The organism is Pseudoalteromonas sp. MMG010 (assembly GCF_018100905.1).
GTDB lineage: Bacteria > Pseudomonadota > Gammaproteobacteria > Enterobacterales > Alteromonadaceae > Pseudoalteromonas.
Map to the genome: position 1 here is coordinate 152,771 of NZ_JAGJEG010000005.1, position 21,591 is coordinate 174,361.

A 21,591-nucleotide genomic window follows, 5' to 3' on the forward strand; every position below is an offset into this window, starting at 1 on the left:
CCTTGTTGGGTGCATTCTTGTTCAACGGTTAAAGTGTTGCGTAACATCCTCATTACGGGTTCGACCAATTTTTCGCGTATTGCGGTATTTTGCTACGCGGACCTTACTCTCAAGAATACAAAAATAGGATATAAGGCTGATCGAACGATTAACATTATACCAGCTTAAAAAAACATTACCCCGCTACAAATAGAATGAAAAAAAACCAAAAAAGCAACTTTAATTCAACTAAATAAATTAAAAGCATAAATAAACCTAAAGGATAATATTTAGTAACAAAGTGCTCATTTTAAATAAAAAAAAGCGGCTCATTTAAGCCGCTCATTGATAAAAAAAGTTTAACTTTTTTTATTTATCATAATCTCACCATCAATATGTAAATCTCGTTGTGGGAAAGCTATTTCTACATTATGTGTTTTAAAGATGGCATAGATACTAAAACGCAAATCACTGCGCACTTGCCTTAGCGTTGTTTCCGTATCGGCATTGACCCAAAAAGTCGCACTAAACAATAAAGAGCTATCGGCGAAATCATCAAATAACACGTTAGAATTTGGGGTTGTTAAAATCGCATCATGTTCATTAAGCACTTCTTGAATTAAGCGTTTAACTAAAACCACATCACTGCCATACGCAACCCCTACATTAACAAATGAGCGCGCGCACCTATCAATTAACGTCCAATTAGTGACTGTATTTTCAAGCAACTGACTATTAGGGATTAACATGTGCACGCCGTCATTACGACGAATTCGGGTTGAGCGCGTATTAATTGTTTCTACAATCCCTTTAGCAGCCCCCACTTCTAAAAAATCACCAATACGAATGGGCCGCTCCCACATTAAAATCCACCCACTAATAAAGTTATTAATAATATTCTGTGCTCCAAAGCCTACACCAATGGCGATAGCCCCCGATACAAATGCAAAAGCGGTAAGTGGAATATTTAATACCTCAAGAGAGGTAAAAATTAAAATAGCGACAGTTAAAATAAAATAAATACGGGTAAATAAATGCACCACATCTTGGTTCATTTTTTTTGCAAGCAATGTCTTTTTTATTAATTTACCAATACGGGTCACGACAAACCATATGACAAATAAAATCAAGGGGACCTGAACCACTTTTGCGACCGTAATATTAATGTCGTTATAACTAAATAACGAATACGCTAAAATTTGATTGATTGCTTCAAGGTTCATAAGGTACTCAAAAAAGAAGTGAATAAAATGGAATTCATAAGCTTAATACAACATAGTGTAACTTATACTGTGGTAAATAATTAAACATCATTATATTTTGCCAAATTATACGACAACCTAACTGAGTTTACTTATTTTATATATTAACTAATGATCTATTTTTAGCTGATAAAATGGCGTAATAGAAACCAGCGAGCTTAACTATAATTAAAAAAACAAACATAGCGCGAGCGCTTATTTTTGACACTACTTTACCTACATACCTGGCACTCTTTAGCTAATTTGCGTTTAAATCCCACGAAATACCGATAAACTTTATTGTATAACCGCCAAAATTTGATAAGTTAACGGGGTTAAATTAATCGCACAGCCTATTTCGGCAATTCTTTTTTTGGAGTTATTATGCGTAAGACCCTAATTGCAACCACTGTTGCTAGTGTTATTTTACTATCGGCTTGTTCTTCTACTGAAACAAAAAACACAGTCACTGAATCTGCAGAGCAAGTACAAGCCATGACCGACAACGTTTTATTTAAACCAAGTCCACTACAATATATGGCTCCTGAGTTTGATAAATTCGGTACTAAAGATTACGAAGCCGTATTTGATGCTGGTATTGCGCAGCATACAACACAAATTGCAGCCATTGCGAATAACCCAATGCCCGCTACATTTGAAAATACATTAGTTAAAATGGAATTATCGGGCGAGTTACTTGACCGTGTTTCAACCGCATTTTATAACTTATCGGGTCTAATTTCTGATGATGAATACCAGCGCATCAGTAAAAAAATGGCGCCCGTCTTGTCTGCTCACTCAGATGACATTTACCTAAATGGTAAATTATTTAGCCGCGTAGAAACTATTTACAACAACAAAGCATCGCTAAATGCAGAAGACCAACGTCTTGTTGAATTTTATTACAAGCAATTTGAACGAGCTGGCGCTAAGTTAAACGAATCTGAAAAAGCGCAAATGCGTAAAATAAACGCAGAGCTTGCTAATCTTTCAACTGCATTTTCACAAAATGTTTTAAAATCATTTAAAGAAGATGTCATCATCGTTAAAGATAAAGCAAAGTTAGCGGGTTTATCTGAAGGCGACATTGCTGGTTTAGCTGCTGCAGCTAAAAAAGCGGGCAAAGATGGCTATATGATCACATTAGTAAACACCACTCAACAGCCTATTTTAAGTAGCTTAGAGAACCGTGAATTACGCCAACAAATATTTGAAACATCGGCTAATCGCGCTGCTCAAACAAACGGTCCTATCATTATTAAAGAAACAAACTTACGCGCACAAAAAGCAGAGTTGTTAGGCTTTAAAGATTGGGCGTCATATGTAATGACCTCGCGTATGGCACAAACAACCGACAACGTATACGGTATTTTAGATGATTTAGCGCCAAAAGCCGTTGAAAAAGCAAAAGCCGAAGCCGCTGCGATTCAAAAGGTAATTAACGAGTCAGGTCAAAGTTTTGAGCTTAAACCTTGGGATTGGGCATTTTATGCCGAAAAAGTACGTGCTGAAAAATACGACTTAGACCCTGCCCTAGTTAAACCTTACTTTGAAATGCAATCGGTTATTCATAATGGTTTATTCTTTGCTATGAACAAACTTTACGGCATTACCTTTAAAGAGCGTAGCGATTTACCGGTATACCACGAAGATGTAACTGTTTATGAAGTATTTAACGAAGATGGTAGCGCCATTGGTTTATTTTACATGGACCCATATGCACGTGAAGGTAAACGTGGTGGTGCATGGATGAGTTCATACGTTGGTCAAAGCGGCCTTGTGGGAACTAAGCCTGTTATTTATAACGCGCAAAATATTCCAAAACCAGCAGCAGGCGAACCAACATTAATGACCTTTGATGAAGTGTCTACAATGTTCCATGAGTTTGGCCACGCCGCCCACGGTTTATTTTCTGATGTTAAGTACCCGAGCTTAGCCGGTACTGCTACAGCTCGTGACTTTGTAGAGTTTCCATCACAAGCACACGAAGATTGGATGATAGAGCCAAGTGTATTAGCAAACTACGCTAAACACTACAAAACTGGCGAGCCTATTCCACAAGCACTACTAGACAAAGTACTTGAGTCGCAAAAGTTTAACCAAGGCTTTGGCACAACCGAATACTTAGCGGCTGCATTATTAGATATGGAATGGCACTCATTTGGTTCTGATAAAAAAATTACCGATGTGCAAAAATTTGAGAGCGATGCGCTAAAAGCACACGGTATTGATTACTACCCAGTACCGCCTCGTTACAAATCAAACTACTTTAGCCATACTTTTGCTGGCGGATATTCTGCGGGTTACTATGCCTATTTATGGACCGAAGTATTTGCGGCTGATGCATTTGCACATATGGAACACAATGGTGGTCTAACGCGTGAAAATGGCGACAAATTCCGTAAAGAAGTTTTATCTAAAGGTAATAGCCGCGATTTAATGCAAAGCTATATCGAATTTAGAGGACAAAAACCAACTACCGACGCACTACTTAAGCGCCGTGGTTTAGTCGAGTAAGTTATTAATTACAGCTAATCATAAAAGCCCGCTTGCGGGCTTTTATTGTTTCTTAGATAAGGAATGCTAAACTAGCGAAATTACTTACTTTCATTGAAAAAATAATGATTTATTTATTTGCTGTCACCTTACTGTGGGCTTTTTCTTTTAGCCTTATTGGTGTTTATTTAGCAGGACAAGTTGATGCCTGGTTTAGCGTATTAATTCGTATTGCTTTAGCAACATTGGTATTTTTACCCTTTTTAAAACACACACCAAAAGCACTGGCATTTAAACTTATGCTTATTGGCGCTATTCAACTTGGTGCTATGTATAGTTTTTATTACCATTCCTTTTTATATTTAACGGTGCCCGAAGTATTACTTTTTACCGTCATGACCCCTATTTATATTACCTTGTTAAATGATGCACTTGAGCAGCGCTTTAACCCGGGCTTTTTTACTGTAGCTTTGATTGCTGTATGCGGCGCGATTACCATTCGTTACGATACAATAAACAGCCATTTTTTAATTGGGTTATTGTTAGTCCAAGGTGCCAACATTTGTTTTGCTATCGGCCAAGTAACGTATAAGCGTTTAATGAACCATCACCAAATAGAGCATAAAACGACCTTTGGCTGGTTTTTTATCGGCGCCTTAATCGTGGCTGTAATATGCTATGTCTTGTTTGGTAACCCGCAAAAGCACCCGAGCACCGCGATACAGTGGGGGGTTTTATGTTATTTAGGGATTATTGCATCTGGGCTGGGTTATTTTGCTTGGAACAAAGGCGCAACCCTAGTTAATGTTGGAACACTTGCGGTTATGAATAACTTACTTATTCCTGCTGGGATTTTAGTTAATATTATCATTTGGAATCGAAATGCCGACCTACTACGTTTAAGTATTGGTGCAGGCATCATGTTATTAGCACTAATAATTAATTACCGTATTAATAAGCAACGTCATTAAGTAAGCACCTTATAAAACGATTCATTGTTAATATTAAGTCGTTTAATTAAATGCGCTCAGTTACACTATTATTTTTTAACTGCTGAGCGCAATAATGATCATACAACAACAAAATGCAGAACTTAAAACTGCAACAGGGATAATGCAAACCAGTCTATACAGACCGGTACAAGCAGGTCAATTTCCAACTATTATTTTTTATTCTGAGATTTTTCAACAAACTGCGCCTATTGCTCGAAGTGCTGCTATTTTAGCAAGTCATGGTTTTGTGGTGTTAGTCCCCGAAATATTTCATGAATTAAACCCAATGGGTACCGTGTTAGCCTATGATGATGTAGGTAAAGATAAAGGCAACGCCGATAAATGGGCTAAACCGCTAGAGCACCACGACAGCGATACAGATGCAATGATAGAGTTTGTAAAACAACAGCCCTTTTGCAACGATAATATCGGTGTAATGGGCGTATGTATTGGCGGGCATTTAGCGTATCGAGCCGCATTAAACCCTCAAATAAAAGCTGCATTTTGCTTATACGCTACCGATATACACAGCGATACCCTTGTCGCACAACCGGGTAATAACTCATTTGAGCGTATGGCCGATATACAAGGAGAAATTCACTTTGTATGGGGCAAACAAGACCCTCATGTACCACAAGAAGGACGCAATAAAATTTACCAACAACTACAAACCACCGCAATAAACTATCATTGGCAAGAAGTAAATGCACAGCACGCTTTTATGCGTGATGAAGGCGAGCGTTACGACGCCGCGTTAGCCATTACTATGTACCAACAAGCGGTTGCTTTGTTTAACCGTGTTTTATAGCGTTAATGGCCCACTTTAAGCATACCAAATGCGGTATGCTGTTTTGTAAAGTACGCTTTTAAATAGTCGATAAACAAACGTAATTTTTTAGAGCTTGTTGCACCCGGTGGAAACACACCATATAACTCAATATCTTTAGTACGGTAATCAGCTAATATAATTTCAAGTAAACCTGCTTGTACTTTAGGCCACGCATCGTAAAGAGGAATACGGCTAATACCATGGCCCGCTTCGACAAACGCAGTGCGTGCCGCTGCGTTATTTGTTCGGATCCCACCTTGCATTGTCACATCAAACTTTTTGCCTTCTTTGTATAAACTTAACGTTTTATTTGATAACTGATACCCGACCCATTGGTGGTTGAGTAATTCATCGGGATGATGTGGTTTGGCATAATGTTTAAAATACGCTGTAGAGCCGCAAATACAGGTACTCATTGTGGCAAGCTTAGTGGCTTGTAAGTTTGAGTCAATTAATGCAGCCCCGCGTATCGCAATATCAAAACCATGTTTAATAATATCAACCACATCATCACTTAACTGTATATCGATTATAATTTTAGGGTAACAGCGCTTAAACTCACTGATAGCGGGCACAATCAGTTGCATACCAACATTTACCGGACAACTTATTTTTATTAGTCCTTGTGGTTCTTGTTTAATATTTTCAATTTGTAAGTTAGCTGCATTTGCTTGCTCTGCAATCACCCGACAACGTTCATAATAAGCAATACCCGCTTCGGTTAAAGCCATGGTTCGCGTAGAGCGATTTAATAATGTGACTTCTAACTGCGTTTCTAATTTTTTCAAATGGTAACTCGCAACGGCCCGGGTAAGCCCTAATTGCTTTGCTGCACCGGTTAAACTTCCTTGCTCAACAATATGTGCAAATACCACCATACTTTTTAACTGTTCAAAAGACACTTTCATAATATATTTACATTGTATAAATTATTAAACCAATATAGTTAAATTTATCATCGTTGTTTAAACAAGTGCTAGTCCTTATAGTAGTTATTAACGTATTTTATTAATCAAAAGGCACACACTATGGCTAAAAAAGTATTAATCGTTTTAACATCACATGCAGAGCTTGGTAATACGGGTGAAAAAACCGGCTTCTGGGTAGAAGAATTTGCCGCACCTTATTACGCATTTGTTGATGCTGGCTTTGAAGTTACGCTCGCTTCGGTAGCCGGTGGTCAACCGCCGATTGATCCAACAAGCACACTGGCCGATTTTGAAACACAAGCAACTAAACGTTACGATAACGATAGCCACGCAAAAACGTTAATGGCCAATACCAGTAAGCTAAGTGATATTAATGCCAATAACTACGATGGCGTATTCTATCCAGGCGGACATGGCCCGTTATGGGATTTAGTAGATAACCTACACTCTATTGCGTTAATTGAAAGCTTTATTGCTCAGAGCAAACCTGTGGCGGCGGTGTGTCATGCAAGTGCTGTGCTGTTAAATGCACAAACAGCCGATGGTAAATCGTTGGTTGCAGATAAAAAAGTAACCGGTTTTAGTAATAGCGAAGAAGCCGCTGTGCAGCTTGTTGATGTAGTTCCTTTTTTAGTTGAAAACGAGCTCATTAAAAAAGGCGGTGATTATAAAAAAGTTGACGATTGGGGCGAACTAGCACTTGAAGATGGTTTATTGATTACCGGTCAAAACCCAGCCAGCTCTGCATTAACCGCAAAAAAACTAATCACTAAGTTAAGTTAATTAACTATTTTTAAAGATGCAGTGATTAAACTGCATCTGCTTAGTTTATTTTTATGTTCTCTTTTAAAACAGCTAATCCTATACTGGCATAAAATAACGCCTTTTTAGAGACTTAAATGACTAAAAAATCTTCCCAAGCTTTATTAAAAAGTACCCGTGTTGCCATTTTAGGGGTGATTATTATTTGTTTTATTTTGCAAGTAATTAACTCTTTACCCGGTATTAATTTAAATGGGCTGGGCATATACCCACGTCATACTTCCCATTTAATTGGCATTATCTGCGCCCCATTTTTGCATGGTAGCTGGTTTCACTTTACCAGCAACATGGTGCCGTTTGCTATTTTAAGCTGGCTAATTTGCCAATATAGTGTCGCACGGTTCTATTATGTTTTTGTATTCACCGCATTAATGGGAGGCTTATTAGTATGGTTATTTGGCCGAAGTAATATTCATGTCGGACTCAGTGGTGTAATTTATGGATTGTGGGGCTTTTTATTAGCTTACGCTTTAATTAGGCGCTCGCTTAAATCTATTTTAATTGCACTGTTGGTGGTCGTTTTTTACAGCGGATTTATTTGGGGAGTACTCCCTCAACGTCAACATATATCATTCGAAAGCCATTTGTTTGGTGCTATTAGCGGGTTTATTTTGGCTTATATGCTAGCTAAAAAAGATAAATTAAAAAAACGCTAAACGTTATATTTTTATTTTCAACTAAGGAGTCTTTATGAGTAACAGCTATGTACCACCTAAAGTATGGAAAAACGACGCCGCGGGCGCTAATAAATGGGCTAATATTAATAGCCCTATCTCGGGCGCACGCCACGAGCAAGCATTACAGCAAGGCGAACACCCTTTTCAATTGTACTCTTTAGCAACACCTAATGGGCAAAAAGTAACCATACTTTTAGAAGAACTCCTTGAGCTGGGGGTTGAACAAGCACAATACGATGCCTATTTAGTTAACATAGGCGAAGGCGATCAATTTTCATCGGGGTTTGTAGATGTAAACCCCAATTCAAAAATCCCCGCCTTAGTCGATCACTCTAATGGTGAAGCGATCAATGTTTTTGAATCGGCATCAATTTTGCTCCACTTAGCAGAAAAATTTCAACAGTTCTTACCCACTTCAGGCGTAGAAAGAACAAAAACCTTTAACTGGCTGTTTTGGGCTCAAGGTTCTGCCCCATTTTTAGGGGGTGGGTTTGGTCATTTTTATGCGTATGCTGACGAAAAATACGAATACCCAATAAATCGCTTTGCTATGGAAGTAAAACGCCAGCTTGATGTGCTAGATAAGCAATTGGCACAACATGAATTTGTTGCTGGGGACCAATACACGATTGCCGATATGGCTATTTGGCCGTGGTATGGAAACTTAGTATTAGGTAACTTGTATGAAGCAAGCGAGTTTTTACAAGTACACGATTACACGCACGTACAGCGCTGGGCAAAACAAATACAAGCACGCCCTGCTGTACAACGAGGTCGTATTGTAAATAAAACATGGGGTGAGCCTTGGGAGCAATTAGCTAACCGTCACAGTAGCAAAGAGATTGATGCGGTATTAAAAAGTAAACCTGTTACTTAAACCTATACACTCATGAGACAAAACCAAGTGCGCTTACCTTGTTCACTTGGTTTTTCTATAAATTAAAAGCAAAAAACATTTACTAATAGCGGGTTCTCGATTAAATTACTAAAATAATAATTTTTGCAGATAAAGCAATAAAAAAGCAATAAAAAACACCTAGCTTTAATCCATTACTATCGAGATCACCTTGTCATTAGCTACAACTAAATCAAGCGAACAACTTGAAGCCTTGAAAATACTTTACGCCAATACTAGCCACGGCTTAGTTATATCTATATTTGTATCTATTATTATCGTATTTGGTTTAAATTTTAAAGTTGATCAATCCATTACCTTAGGCAAAAGTGTATGGTTGTGCACTATATTATTTACTCTGTGGCTTAGGTATCTAGATGCCTTGTATTTTAAAACTAAAATTCGAAAGCCTGAGCCTGTAAATATAAAATATCATCAGTGTCGCTTCTCATCAGGCTGCATAATTACAGCCTGTCTCTGGGCCATTTTTGCTATCGTATTTTATGATGCTAGCAATATCTTAGAAACAACTGTCATTACCATTATTTTATCGGCTCTAGCAGGTGGCTCAGTCAATGTATTATCAGGTCATCGATTCACAGCGATTATTTATAGCGCTATTTTATTGATTCCATACTCCACTTTTTTATTATTTACAGAGCTGTATTATTTACAAGTTTTAGGTGTTTTAGGGCTTTCATTTAGCTTTGTAATGATAGCCTCAGCAAATAAGTCAGCTCGCTTCACATTACATTCTATTCGTTTACAAAATCAAAACGAGCATCTGCTACAAGAAATGGAACGTAAAGTTGAGCAACGCACTGAACAAATATCTCGGCTTTCAAATACCGATCCATTAACCTCTATGCCGAACCGCAAAGCATTTTTATCTAAAAGCCAACAGTATATAATTGATAACCCAACAAAATCATTTGCTCTGTTTTTTATAGATTTAGACATGTTTAAGCAAATTAACGACACTTTAGGTCATCAAGTTGGTGATCGGGTACTTAAAGAAACAGCAAAGCGGATAGAAAATGCCAGTTTATCAGTACCATGCAAGTGCCGTTGGGGGGGCGATGAATTTTTATTACTCATGCCTTATCAAAACCAAGAGCATTGTAGTTTATTAGCACGTCAACTTATTGCGACTATTTCTAAACCTCACCCACAGCTTGGCGATCACGATTGGTTATCGGCGACTATTGGTGTTGCTGTATATCCTCAGCACACAAATGATTTATCTAATTTAATACAATTTGCAGACATTGCCATGTACCACCAAAAGCGCAAAGAAAAAGGCGGCGTGGCTTATTTTGATGACTCATTACAGCACACTTTAGATCGTGAATTACTGTTAAGTACTCGTTTGAAAACTGCTGGCGATGAAAATGCACTGCGCTTAGTATTTCAACCTATTGTTAACAGTCAAACCCATCACATTAGTAGTTTCGAAGCTTTATTACGCTGGCAGCTAGATGGGCAGCCTATTTCTCCTGATGAGTTTATTGCTATTGCTGAACAATACGGGATCATTAACGACTTAGGGTTATGGGTATTTGAACAAGCATGCCAATATGTAATCGACTTCAAATTAGTTGAACGAAAATTAACTATGAGTGTGAATGTCTCTGTCATGCAATTACAAGATAAACGCTTTATTACTAAATTACGCAGCTTATTAACTAAATATCAGTTAAGCCCATCGGTATTTCACCTTGAAGTAACCGAGTCAATATTTGCAGCAGATAAAGCCCATTTCGCAAATACGATTAAAACCCTACAAGAAAATAACTTTGTCATTTCAATCGATGACTTTGGCACGGGGTATTCATCTTTGTCTAATATGCTTGATATCGGGGTTGATATTGTAAAAATAGATAAAAGTTTTGTGCAAAATATGGATAAACGAGGATTAAGTGTGATCAATGCGGTCGTTAATATTGCTGAATCATTAAAATTTACGACCGTGGCTGAAGGCGTTGAAACACAAGAACAAGCAAACACGTTAACTGAAATTGGGGTTACTCATTTACAAGGCTATTACTTTGCAAAGCCACTTGAAGTTGAAGAAGTTCATAGCAAACTTGCTTCATAAAATACAACTTAAATGACTTTGTAATACGCAGAAAAATTATTAATTAAGATTATTTTTCCCATAAAAAAAGCCCAATAAAATTAATGGGCTAGTTACTTGGTCAGACTATTAATTAAATTTAAGCAGTGACACTTAACAATGAATCGCTTTCACTTAAACCAAATTTTTCTTGTACCGAAGCTAAAATAGACTCTTTGTCTTCATCATTTAATTGCTCCGAGTATTGGCCTAATAGCTCATCTAAATAACTCACTACTTCTTCAGTATCAACAGATTCTAATGAGTTTTGCGGCGGTGGTGGTGGACGCTGACCTTCTTCTGAACGAGCCGCATCACCAATGCTTTGTGCATCAAATTCAAGCTCAGCCATTAATTGAGCTAACTCTTGTGTTGGTTCAATACCTTGCTCTTCAAATGCTGATTGAATAGCTTGTGCATCTTCTGTTGATAGATTTTGCGCATCGTATTCAGAGAGTGTTTGTGTCACAAAATCACTTTGTTCAGTGCTTAGCTTTGACGATTGTGTTGTTTGCGAAGTCATAAAGCTGGCATTGGTATTATTTATACTGCTTATCATTTTTTAATCCTTAGCGTTCTCGGCGTGCTGGTTTATGGCTTGAAAACTCATCTTCGCTGATTTCACCGTTACCATCAGTATCAATTTCGTCAAATATTGATTGTACATCATCAATATGAGGCGGTTTTTTTGCGTTAAATTCGTCATAACTAATGCTACCGCTACCATCGCTATCAATTGATGAGAAGTCAGGTTTTTGTGGCGGACCAGAGCGATCTTGCGCGCCAGCATTGGCTGTAAATGCAAGTAAAGCTAAAGTGATTAATGTAATAGGTGTGCTGCGCTTCATAATAGTAACCTTACCTTGATTCAATATACTAAAAGGATTCAACCGTTGTGTTGATAAGGTTACTTTACAAACAAAAAATGCAAACAATGTGCAAAAAATAAGGAACGTCGCTTATTTTTCAGGTGGAATAAAACGGTAACCGACTCCATATACCGACTGAATAATGCTTTCGGTTTTAGTGAGTTCGTCTAACTTTTTACGTAGCTTTTTAATATGGCTATCGATAGTACGATGGCTCACAATACGTTGATCTGAATACATAGTATCCATCAGGCTATCACGTGAGAAAATACGGTTAGGGTGATTAAAAAGTGGTTTAAAAAGCTGAAATTCAAAGTTAGTAAGCTCTATTTGTCGTGTTTTATATTTAACACTAAAGCTATTTTCATCTAATATAATGGAGTCTACTTGTTCGCTATTATTATCAATGCGTCTTAAAATTGCTTTAACACGCGCAACCACTTCAGCATAACTAAAGGGCTTACAAATATAATCATCCGCACCTAACTCTAAACCTAATAAACGATCAATTTCATCTACTTTTGCCGAAGCAATTATTATGGGCACATTTGAAAAAGTTCTAATTATTTTACATAATTCAATCCCGCTTTTACCCGGCAACATCACATCTAACAAAATAATGTTCGGGTTATTTACTTCTAACCACGCAATAACATCGTCACCGTGGTGAATTTGATGGGTATTAAAGTGATGACTTTTAAAGAAGTCACTTAATAAATTAGCTAATTTAACTTCATCTTCAACAATTAATATTTGTTTGCTCATATTTAACCTTTCAAAAACACCTTAAACTACAGGTAATTTAATTACAAAACCTAACCCACCTAATGCAGAACGCTGTGCTTTTATTTCACCATTATGACCCATAATTATATGATGACATATAGAAAGCCCTAATCCAGTCCCACCTTGTTGACGATTACGGGATGAATCAACACGATATAAATATTCAAATAAATGAGGCAAGTGTTCTTCATTAACCCCAATGCCATTATCTTCAATCATGATCTCTATAAAGTCTTGCTCATTTACTTTTATATTTTGAACATTGATAGAAATTTCAGAGCATTGGGCATAATGTACCGCATTCATTAAAAGATTATCAATAAGCTGTAATAAACGTGTTTTATCCGCATTTATATATGGTTCATTTGCCATATTAACGATACAAAAAACAATTTTATGCTGCCTAAATAACACCTCATATTTTTGCTGTATTAATTCAAATATTTCACTCATATTTGTTGGCTGCATATTGTAATGCATGCCTCCAAGCTCTGCGCTATTAAGTGTATGTAAATCTTCAATGAGCCTTTTTAGGTGCAGCGCCTCATCATTAGCTGAACTAATATTTTGCTTATTAGCCTCTCTAATACCAAGTAGCATGGCTTCAAGCTCACCTAATAAAATACTGATTGGTGTACGTAACTCATGAGAAATATTTGCCAGCCAACGCTTTCTTACCTGCTCATTTTGCTCAAGTGTTAACGCTAACGTGTTAAAGTCTTTACTCAGTTGCCCCAGCTCATCTTTTCTATCAAGTGTCAGCGTCGTATTGTAATACCCTTTTTTAAGCTGATGCATGCCACTGGCTATGCGCTTTACAGGGTAAACTAAGTGCCTTGCGAGTAAAAAGGCAATGAGTAATGTAAATAGTAAGACTGTAAATGCAATAATCCATAAGTAGGTTGTTTGCTGTTTCAAAAAATCCAGCTCATAGCCATCTGCCAAATTTTCTCTTTTAGATACAGCAAGGTACCCTATAATTTCATCGTTTAATTTAATGGGGGTTTGTATATATTTTAAATTAGGGTATTGCTTTCCTACAACTTTTTTCGCTTGTTTATCAAGCAGCGCATAATGTGCTTCGCGCCCCGGAGGAGGTCTTCTTCCTTGCATTGGCTGCTCAGCGTCATTAGGAGGAAAGCGAGGACGTCTCTGCATTCTATCGCCAGGACCCATAGGCATATCGGGTAAAAATTCACTATTACGTAGCTGTACTTCCACTAATCGTAAAAAGCGCTCATCACTTATTTTTAGCGCAGACCACGAACCGCTTTTTTCGTATTGATGAGCAAGGCTTACAGTAAGCGGTTCAAGCGCTTTAATCTCTTTTGCATTAACAAAATTAATCATGCCCTGCCCAATACTCCATTGCATTAGCAATACAACAGCAACAATCATAAAAAAAGTAAAACTAAAAAGCGCGATAAAAAGTTTATTATGAATTTTCATTAACAGGAAAGCTCTCGAACTTATAGGTAATTGGTTTTGCTAACAAAGTATTAATGTACAGAGTCGACACTATTTTTTTGTCCTGTGCAGTCCAATACATATGGCCATGATTATTGAGTGTAACAGAAATAGTATTCATACCATTTTTAAATAATGATGCAGGTAAATGTAGAGCATGACCATAAACACGTTGTATTTTAATGCCATTAATATACAAATGAGCATGCCCTTGCAAAAACCCCGTATGCTGATTAAATGCGGGGCTCATCATAGCTTGCATATCCATTTTTCCTGCCGGTGGCACAGATAAATCATAGCGTTGAGTGTCTAAAATTAAGTTATACCCCGACATTGCATCGACAGTTAACTTTAAGCTTAGCGCTGGAGTCGGTGCATTACTAGGAACAACTATCGGTAAATGGCTGTGATCCATCATCTTTTGTTGTGCTATTGAGTTAACACTAAAAAGCACAACAAATAAGCTTAACGCTAAATAAGTTATTTTATTCATCGTTTACTAACCTTGCGGTGGAGGCCCCATCGTATCACCGGTATCACAACTACCAAACGAATTGTCGGCAAGTTCACCTTTAAAACGTGGCCCTATTTGATATGGAAATGCCGGAGATAAATTACCGTCATCATCAAGCGTTAGCGTAATATGATAGTGATAACCTTTACCGTCATTTGTATCGTGACCATTATGTTCATCTAACTGAGCACCACTGACCTCAGTTTGGGTGTAATAATAATCTTCAAAATAATAACCATCATCAGCTGTTAATGTATTACCTGAGAGTGTCGTTACAGACTCACCAATATCAGGTCCAGACTCACTGCTTTCTACACCTTTTGAAATATCATACTGATCAACCAAAGTACATGTACGTTCACCTGGAGTATCACATCCACCTAAGCTTTCTGATGCACCATAATCACGCATAGCCCATCCACTTAAAGCAAGTTGCCCGTCACTTTCATAAGGGCCATAAAGTGGATAACCATCTGCAGCAAAACCATAAATTGGTGAGTGTTCATCGCCATCATCATTCACTAATTCAGCTAAACAACTTGTATAAAAGTGATGATGATACTCACCATTCGCTGCATGACCACCACACACATCCACATCATATTGCTCGGCGATAGGTGCTAATGTGTACCACACATTATTACCATAGCTCATGCCGTCACCCCAGTTAAAAATACTGGTGCCGTTAACCATTAACCCCACTGTACCTAAACCGGTTTCGCAGGTTGTATCTCCAGAAACCGCCGGTGAAACAGGAAAATAAGCTTCAACCGACTGTTCAGTAGGACAACCTGGTCCTGGCGGCCAATATCCCGCCCCACCGGTATCATCACAGTTTTCTGAACTGCTGTTGTAACCAATATCCTCTCCAAACAAAATAGTTTGGCCTGCTTCTGCACTGGTTACTCCGTTAGCAAAGTCAGAGGCTGCTTTAGGACGATTATTTAACGCATCAATTTGAGCTTGCGTTAATGTCACATCATATTTTGGAATGTCGGTTGCGCTCACGAACATGTAGTCAACATCACTTGTTTCTTCTGAAACAGTTACAATTTGAGCCGATTGTACATTTTCTACAACCGCGCCATTATTTTGTATATATGTTGATGTTGTTTCATTATTAATTAACCAGCTTGCTAAGTGATTAGCAGACAGGCTTGAATCTTCCCCACCTGATTCATCATCACTATCATCTGTTGCTAATACAGTGATAGTGACAGTATCAGTCACCTCATCGTTAGTACCATCATCAATACTTAGCTCAAATTCTAATACTTCATCGACACTGACCGTAGGTGCAACAAATTCAATTGTTAATGTAGACACATCACTTAAACTTACATTTGTTCCTTGTGTTTGCGCCCATGTAATACTGTAATCACCATCATCCTCAACGCTGCCTGAAAGCGTAACGGTATCGCCTTGCTCGACCACTTGATCGACACCGGCATCAACACTCGGTGCACTATCAGTAACTACACTCGTACTACTATCACTTGAACTGCTGCCACAGGCCGTTAAAAATACACAACTAACGACTAAACTCATCACTTTTACTGTGTTAAAAAATAATTTCATAATATAAATCACCTCATTTATTACTCATTAAAGGAAATTTAACAAAAAAATGTGTAAACAATGTGCATTTAGTTAACTAAATTATATCAAGTTACATTATTTACAAACGAGTATTAAGCTAAGTAATCGTACTCAAAAGTTAAGTTTATTTTTGCTGTTTGACGCTGCTAAATTAAGCTTTACCTAATTAGCATCAGGTTAGTGCGTACATGAATAGTGTTTTATTATCATTTTGGTCAAAAGAATGAACTTGAAACTATTAATTATTCAAGTTCATTTTTAAATGAAGGAGTAAATTAATCTTTTAAGTGTTTATCAAAAAAATCTAAAAAAGCTTGTAGGGTTTTAATCCGATGAGGCTGATATGATAAATAATGATCGCCATCTTCAAGCTCAATATAAATCACATCTTTATTTTTATCTTCTAATTCATCGGCCATTTCTCGGCTATGATAAACGGGCACCACACTATCATCACTACCATGAACAAGTAAAATTGGACGGTTCATTTGCTGTGCAAAATTAACCGGAGAACGGGCCTCTAATGCTTGGGAATCAGTGCCAAACTGCTTTCTCACAATTTTTTTATTAGTGAAATGGCGCGCTTTATTTACAATGTATTCTAAATCACTAACACCACCAAAGCTTGCTGCACACTTAAAGGTTTCAGGGTGTTTAACAATGGCCATCATAGCGGCATAACCGCCGTAACTTGCGCCACCAATACAAATTTTATCTTTATCAGCAATGCCTTCAGCGACTAACCAATTAGCCGCATCTTGCAAATCATCTTGCATTGCTAAACCAAACCCTTTAATTGATTGCATTAAAAAGTCATAGCCATAACCACTTGAGCCCCTAAAGTTAGGCTGTAAAACGCCGTATCCATGATAAGCGAGCAATGCTGTCCAATAATCAAAGTTTGCATAGTCTCGCGCCATTGGCCCACCATGTGGAAATATAATTGTTGGTAATTTATCTCCTTTTTTATACCCTACTGGCAGTGTTAAATACCCTTCAATTTTAAGCCCATCTCGCGCTGTATAGCTTATACTTTTTTTACCTGCATACACTGTTTCATCTATATCAGGATACACATTAGCGAAGTTTGTTAGCTCACCTTTAGTACGATTACCCAGTAAATATGCACCTGAAGAAGAGTGACTACTGACATATAAAACATATTGCTTTTGATCATTACTGGTACTCACTATATCAATGTCGTAATCATCTTTAGGTAGGGCTTTTCGAAGAGAACGATGTAACTTAGCTAAATCGTTATCCCAATACATTACACCGTCTTCAATATGAGGGTCGGTAAAACCCGCAACTTCACCTGTATTTTGTGAATAAAATATACCGCCACTAAAATCATAGTCGGGATTACTGTAAACAAGAGCTCTTTGTTTTGTTGTTAAATCGTATTTAAATAAAGCAGTACGCCCCTCTTCCAGTGCCGTTATGTAAAGTAAATTAGGGTTTTTATCAAACCCTAAAATAGAGACACTTTGTTTACTAAACACCTCATAATCAAACAATGGAAGCCAATCATCCTTTTCTTCATTGTAAAGTTCATAACTAAACGTTGTGCCATCCATTTTTTTAGCAATACGAACCTTGCCCTGCCTATCAACATACCAACGAATTACATCTTCTCGTGCTTTTTGTATTTTTCGTTTGCGAAGAGTGGTTAAATCAAGTTCATAAACGCCGGGCGTATTAGGTACTTTAAAGTCGCCTTGCATTATTATTTTATTTTTTTGTTCAGGGAAAAAGCTTAATACTTGATCGGAAAATTGAGGTTGCTTTTCATTTCTTAACTCAACAGCTTTGAATGCGGCTTTAACCGGTTCTTTTGTTTTAATATTATACGAAAGCATCGATGTTTTAGTGTACCTTAATCCACCACGTTCATACTGAATATAACGCGCGCCAATAAGTAACACATCATCATTAGCCCAACTATACCAATCTAAAAACACTTCATGGTTATTTGATTTTACAACAGGGACTCTTTTACCTGTTTCAAGCTCGTTCACCATTAAGTACAGCTCGCCACTAACGTTGGTAATAAAAGCAATATTTTCGCCATTTGGCGATAGTTTTACATTATTGACACGTTTAAGGGCCGCGAAGGATTCAATAGGTAGGCCTGTATTAGGGGCAGAAACAGCAGAAAAACAACCTACCATTAGCAGTAATATAAATATGTTTTTCACATAAAACTCCTTTTATTAAACTTCACTCTATCTCAGTTTTTAATAAACTAGATTGACGGTGTAAATCTTGTTGTTAGTCTCGTTATATCGCCCTAACCATGTCCCCAGTATTTAATTTTTTTTTGTGTAATTGCATTGCTAATCGGTAAATAGTCACGCTTAATTAAACCGCAGTTTAAAGTTAAGGTTTTCATAAAAAACAATAACCTAACTTAGTTTACCTGGTTATGCAAACAAACACTTAAGGCCTTTTAATTGAAAACAAGTCTTTCGTTGTCGAAAAGTAATCTCCTCCCATTTTACCAACAGTCGCTAACTGATTTGGGGCTATCACATTATTTTTTAGTATTTCATCGTTGACAAAAATACCCTTTACATTAAGTAATAACATTTTCCCACTGCCTGGTTCATCACCAAAACTGATCACGTCTTTTAGCTCACATTCATACCTAACTAACGCACTTAACGCTCCAGGTGCTTTTACTAACGTACTCGCAACAGGCTCTATATCAAGCGCACTAAATTCACTCACCGACGTTGGGAAATTGGCGCTACTGGCATTCATTTTTTCAACAAAAGATTGGCTTACAATATTAACAACACACTCTTTTGTAGCCATTAAATTAATGAGCGTATCTTTAGCTGGTTTATCTCTGGGGTTTATATGCGTCACACTCAAAATAGCAGGAAGACAACTTGCCACAGTAAAAAACGAGTATGGCGCAATATTAGTTATCCCCTTTTCAGAAACAGTACTTACCCATGCAATTGGCCTTGGAGTAACGCTATTTACAAAATAAGAATAAGCATTTAATTTGGGGTCATCCGTTAAATCGATAAACATGTTTACTCCTAATGTTAACTACGCCGACTCAATAGCAGGCATAAAATAATTATAACGAGGTGTTTAGCTCGGTAATAAAGGCATGTATACGCTGTGCGTTTTTACCTAAATCACTGCGACCTACACGCGACTTACTTCTAATATCAACAATGCGCTGCATTGCTTTATCTTCAATACGAATAACAATATCGTCTTTAAAACCGTACCAAAACGTAGTGTCGGTTGCTTCAATCTGTCCGGTATTAACGTTTACATTAACCAACTCCCAGCCAAGTGCCGCTATCGCTTTTTTACTTGCTGATATTATTTCTTCTTGTGATTGAGATAGTTTTAAACTTTTTAACTCTGGGTATGCTCTTAATTGTTGCGCAGCAATGTCGGCACCTTCATAAGTAATAGGATTAGGCGCATCTTTACGCAAAGGTGCAATCGCAATAAATTCTGGAGGGTTCATTACATCTGTTGAAATGTCATGAATAGCAGGTACTGACTTTGCTTTATTCATCATGCTAAGTGGCATAGCAATAGCAATAACAGCAAATAAGGTAGCCAAAGTGGCAGGTATTAACGACACACTTCTGCGCATAAAGATCACTTGCACAGCCAGTAAAATTAAAGCCGCAGCGCCAACAAAAACAGCATAACGAAACCCAGTAAACGCCGTTCCTAATTCCATTATTTGATATTTATAAAGCGGACCCGGTAAAGTAACGAGCAAAAGCGCAATAAAACTAACAATACTAACCAATGCTTTCATTTATATTCTCTCCAACAACTGTAAAAACAAAAAAGCCATGTTAGCAGCATTAAAGTAATTTATATATTTTTCCCTGTTATAGCTAAAAAAATGACGCTAAGCCTTGACTAAATTTAAAAAAAACACACACTGCATTGATATTAGTCATCACCTTTTTTAATAACATGAAAACAGAAATACGCTTTCGCTTTGCCACCTCACAAATTGCTAATCGTTTTGTCCACGAACTTAAAGATTGGCCTGTTGCACAAGTAAATACCCGCTTATTTAATGGTGGTGATAGTGTCAAAGTCACTTATGAGTATGATCAAAGTGGATTTGATTATACCTGCGCAGAGCTTGACGACTTGGCAGAGCAACATATGGGCCAAGAAGTGTAGTGAACTTCATTTTTTGTCTTTTATATGCAGCGCTATATTTATAACCAATTTAACCGAATAAATAACATGAAAAGATTATTGCTATTTATGAATTAGTGTCCTTTACTTTAGTTGCATGAAAAATGCTTTAAACCTCAAGTGTAAGAATGTAATTAAAGGACTCAATTATGAAAACACTACTAACCATTTTTATTATTCTCATTTTTTCAACCTCAGTCTTTGCCGCCATACACGCTGAACAAGAAATTAAGTTTAATGATAATAGCCCGCACCCATTCGAAGATGTCACACTAGCAAACCATCTAAAAGCCGGAGATACTTTAACTATAAAGCTTACTGGATTAACCCAAGCTGCGGTACTGAGCAATAACCGCTTTAGCACAGGAAAAGACGGTGCTACACAAATATTCTCTATTAACTTAGACCCCGAGTACTTTGTTGCAACACCAACACGTAATAGTTTTGAATTTTGTGAACATAATAATCAAGGATGTATACAAAAGTCGTTTATAAAAATAAAAAACGATGGCCGCTTCAGTACATTGGATATTATTGCTCATACCACTAAAAATGATGCAGTGAATAAAGTAATAACTGACAGCACTGGAAAAAACATTATTTTCCAAGATGTCGTACAGCAAATAGAAATGATAGATAAAGAATCGGGTTGGTCACTTTCTGGGTCGGGTGGATTTATCATCAGTGGTTTAACGCAAAATAAATTTTATATTGATGAATCCAGCAATAAAGTCCTTCGCAATACCGACGCTGAAGATGATATTTCATTAGGCCTTGCTGCATTTGTGCATACGTGTAATGAAACTTGGAGCGATGCAGGCTGGCTCATTCTTAGACCCAAGTGCCTTACCTTTGGCCTAGGTTTATCCGATCAATCGAATGATTTTAACTTTTTCCCTGGGATATCGTGGCGCATTGGTGATGAACTTCATTTAACCTTAGGCGCACAATTGGGAAAAATTAATACCCTGCCAAATGGCTTAAAAATAGGAGATACAGTAGAAAGCTCAAATGCCATCAATACGTTAGATAGCCGCTATAGCGGCCGAGTGTTCCTATCTATTTCTTATACTTTTTTAGGTGATAGCGACAACAATGCCTTTACGGGTAAATTCAGTTCACTATAAAAATGCTTTAACCCTTAAGTTAAAGCATTATGGGCTGATTTAGGGCTCGGGTTAAG

The 21,591-nt window shown here is 37.4% G+C and carries 20 protein-coding genes; 9 read left to right on the top strand and 11 right to left on the bottom strand.

Annotated features, from left to right (window positions below):
* Positions 1 to 338 precede the first annotated feature (338 nt).
* The gene (locus J8L70_RS07660) at positions 339 to 1,202 is read right to left on the bottom strand and encodes a mechanosensitive ion channel domain-containing protein (RefSeq protein WP_211054953.1); all 864 of its coding nucleotides are present in this window, start codon (positions 1,200 to 1,202) and stop codon (positions 339 to 341) included.
* Positions 1,203 to 1,604: 402 nt separating this feature from the next.
* Here J8L70_RS07660 and J8L70_RS07665 point away from each other — a divergent pair, with 402 nt between their 5' ends.
* The 3 genes from J8L70_RS07665 to J8L70_RS07675 all read left to right on the top strand — a co-directional run bounded on the left by J8L70_RS07665 (position 1,605) and on the right by J8L70_RS07675 (position 5,516).
* Positions 1,605 to 3,737: a M3 family metallopeptidase gene (locus tag J8L70_RS07665; protein ID WP_211054954.1), complete on the top strand. Its 2,133-nt coding sequence runs from the start codon at positions 1,605 to 1,607 to the stop codon at positions 3,735 to 3,737.
* Between the two features lie 104 nt (positions 3,738 to 3,841).
* The gene (locus J8L70_RS07670) at positions 3,842 to 4,687 is read left to right on the top strand and encodes a carboxylate/amino acid/amine transporter (RefSeq protein ID WP_211054955.1); all 846 of its coding nucleotides are present in this window, start codon (positions 3,842 to 3,844) and stop codon (positions 4,685 to 4,687) included.
* Positions 4,688 to 4,781: 94 nt separating this feature from the next.
* Positions 4,782 to 5,516 carry a dienelactone hydrolase family protein gene (locus J8L70_RS07675; RefSeq protein ID WP_211054956.1) on the top strand — a complete coding sequence of 245 codons (735 nt, stop codon included), beginning with the start codon at positions 4,782 to 4,784 and terminating at the stop codon, positions 5,514 to 5,516.
* Positions 5,517 to 5,518: 2 nt separating this feature from the next.
* On the opposite strand, the gene J8L70_RS07680 is transcribed toward J8L70_RS07675, so the two are convergent.
* On the bottom strand, positions 5,519 to 6,445 hold the full coding sequence (locus J8L70_RS07680; protein ID WP_211054957.1) for a LysR family transcriptional regulator: 927 nt from the start codon (positions 6,443 to 6,445) through the stop codon (positions 5,519 to 5,521).
* A 120-nt stretch (positions 6,446 to 6,565) separates the two neighbouring features.
* Here J8L70_RS07680 and J8L70_RS07685 point away from each other — a divergent pair, with 120 nt between their 5' ends.
* The 4 genes from J8L70_RS07685 to J8L70_RS07700 all read left to right on the top strand — a co-directional run bounded on the left by J8L70_RS07685 (position 6,566) and on the right by J8L70_RS07700 (position 10,958).
* Complete coding sequence (locus J8L70_RS07685) at positions 6,566 to 7,249, top strand: type 1 glutamine amidotransferase domain-containing protein (protein ID WP_211054958.1); 684 nt, start codon at positions 6,566 to 6,568, stop codon at positions 7,247 to 7,249.
* A gap of 116 nt (positions 7,250 to 7,365) precedes the next feature.
* Complete coding sequence (locus tag J8L70_RS07690; RefSeq protein WP_211054959.1) at positions 7,366 to 7,944, top strand: rhomboid family intramembrane serine protease; 579 nt, start codon at positions 7,366 to 7,368, stop codon at positions 7,942 to 7,944.
* 34 nt (positions 7,945 to 7,978) lie between these two features.
* The gene (gene yghU / locus J8L70_RS07695; protein ID WP_211054960.1) at positions 7,979 to 8,842 is read left to right on the top strand and encodes a glutathione-dependent disulfide-bond oxidoreductase; all 864 of its coding nucleotides are present in this window, start codon (positions 7,979 to 7,981) and stop codon (positions 8,840 to 8,842) included.
* Positions 8,843 to 9,032: 190 nt separating this feature from the next.
* A complete protein-coding gene (locus J8L70_RS07700) occupies positions 9,033 to 10,958 on the top strand; it encodes a GGDEF domain-containing phosphodiesterase (RefSeq protein ID WP_211054961.1) in 1,926 nt (641 codons plus the stop codon).
* Positions 10,959 to 11,076: 118 nt separating this feature from the next.
* Here the strand turns inward: J8L70_RS07700 and J8L70_RS07705 are convergent, their stop codons facing one another.
* From J8L70_RS07705 to J8L70_RS07745, 9 genes are all read right to left on the bottom strand, one after another.
* On the bottom strand, positions 11,077 to 11,535 hold the full coding sequence (locus tag J8L70_RS07705; RefSeq protein ID WP_211054962.1) for a hypothetical protein: 459 nt from the start codon (positions 11,533 to 11,535) through the stop codon (positions 11,077 to 11,079).
* A gap of 10 nt (positions 11,536 to 11,545) precedes the next feature.
* Positions 11,546 to 11,824, bottom strand: a complete 279-nt coding sequence (locus J8L70_RS07710) for an EF-hand domain-containing protein (protein WP_211054963.1) — start codon at positions 11,822 to 11,824, stop codon at positions 11,546 to 11,548.
* A 111-nt stretch (positions 11,825 to 11,935) separates the two neighbouring features.
* Positions 11,936 to 12,610 (bottom strand): response regulator, encoded by a 675-nt coding sequence (locus J8L70_RS07715; protein WP_211054964.1) that lies wholly within the window; start codon positions 12,608 to 12,610, stop codon positions 11,936 to 11,938.
* Between the two features lie 21 nt (positions 12,611 to 12,631).
* Positions 12,632 to 14,080 (bottom strand): ATP-binding protein, encoded by a 1,449-nt coding sequence (locus tag J8L70_RS07720; RefSeq protein ID WP_211054965.1) that lies wholly within the window; start codon positions 14,078 to 14,080, stop codon positions 12,632 to 12,634.
* The gene (locus J8L70_RS07725) at positions 14,067 to 14,591 is read right to left on the bottom strand and encodes a hypothetical protein (protein WP_247664735.1); all 525 of its coding nucleotides are present in this window, start codon (positions 14,589 to 14,591) and stop codon (positions 14,067 to 14,069) included. Before J8L70_RS07725 ends, J8L70_RS07720 begins: the two co-directional genes overlap by 14 nt.
* A gap of 6 nt (positions 14,592 to 14,597) precedes the next feature.
* Positions 14,598 to 16,190 carry a YHYH protein gene (locus J8L70_RS07730; RefSeq protein WP_211054966.1) on the bottom strand — a complete coding sequence of 531 codons (1,593 nt, stop codon included), beginning with the start codon at positions 16,188 to 16,190 and terminating at the stop codon, positions 14,598 to 14,600.
* Between the two features lie 296 nt (positions 16,191 to 16,486).
* A complete protein-coding gene (locus tag J8L70_RS07735; RefSeq protein ID WP_348772139.1) occupies positions 16,487 to 18,409 on the bottom strand; it encodes a S9 family peptidase in 1,923 nt (640 codons plus the stop codon).
* A 241-nt stretch (positions 18,410 to 18,650) separates the two neighbouring features.
* A complete protein-coding gene (locus J8L70_RS07740; RefSeq protein WP_211054967.1) occupies positions 18,651 to 19,253 on the bottom strand; it encodes a flavin reductase family protein in 603 nt (200 codons plus the stop codon).
* A 49-nt stretch (positions 19,254 to 19,302) separates the two neighbouring features.
* On the bottom strand, positions 19,303 to 20,010 hold the full coding sequence (locus J8L70_RS07745) for a DUF1499 domain-containing protein (protein WP_211054968.1): 708 nt from the start codon (positions 20,008 to 20,010) through the stop codon (positions 19,303 to 19,305).
* Between the two features lie 164 nt (positions 20,011 to 20,174).
* Here J8L70_RS07745 and J8L70_RS07750 point away from each other — a divergent pair, with 164 nt between their 5' ends.
* Both J8L70_RS07750 and J8L70_RS07755 read left to right on the top strand, forming a co-directional pair.
* Positions 20,175 to 20,390 (top strand): hypothetical protein, encoded by a 216-nt coding sequence (locus J8L70_RS07750; protein ID WP_211054969.1) that lies wholly within the window; start codon positions 20,175 to 20,177, stop codon positions 20,388 to 20,390.
* Between the two features lie 167 nt (positions 20,391 to 20,557).
* Positions 20,558 to 21,535 carry a hypothetical protein gene (locus tag J8L70_RS07755; RefSeq protein WP_211054970.1) on the top strand — a complete coding sequence of 326 codons (978 nt, stop codon included), beginning with the start codon at positions 20,558 to 20,560 and terminating at the stop codon, positions 21,533 to 21,535.
* Positions 21,536 to 21,591 lie beyond the last annotated feature (56 nt).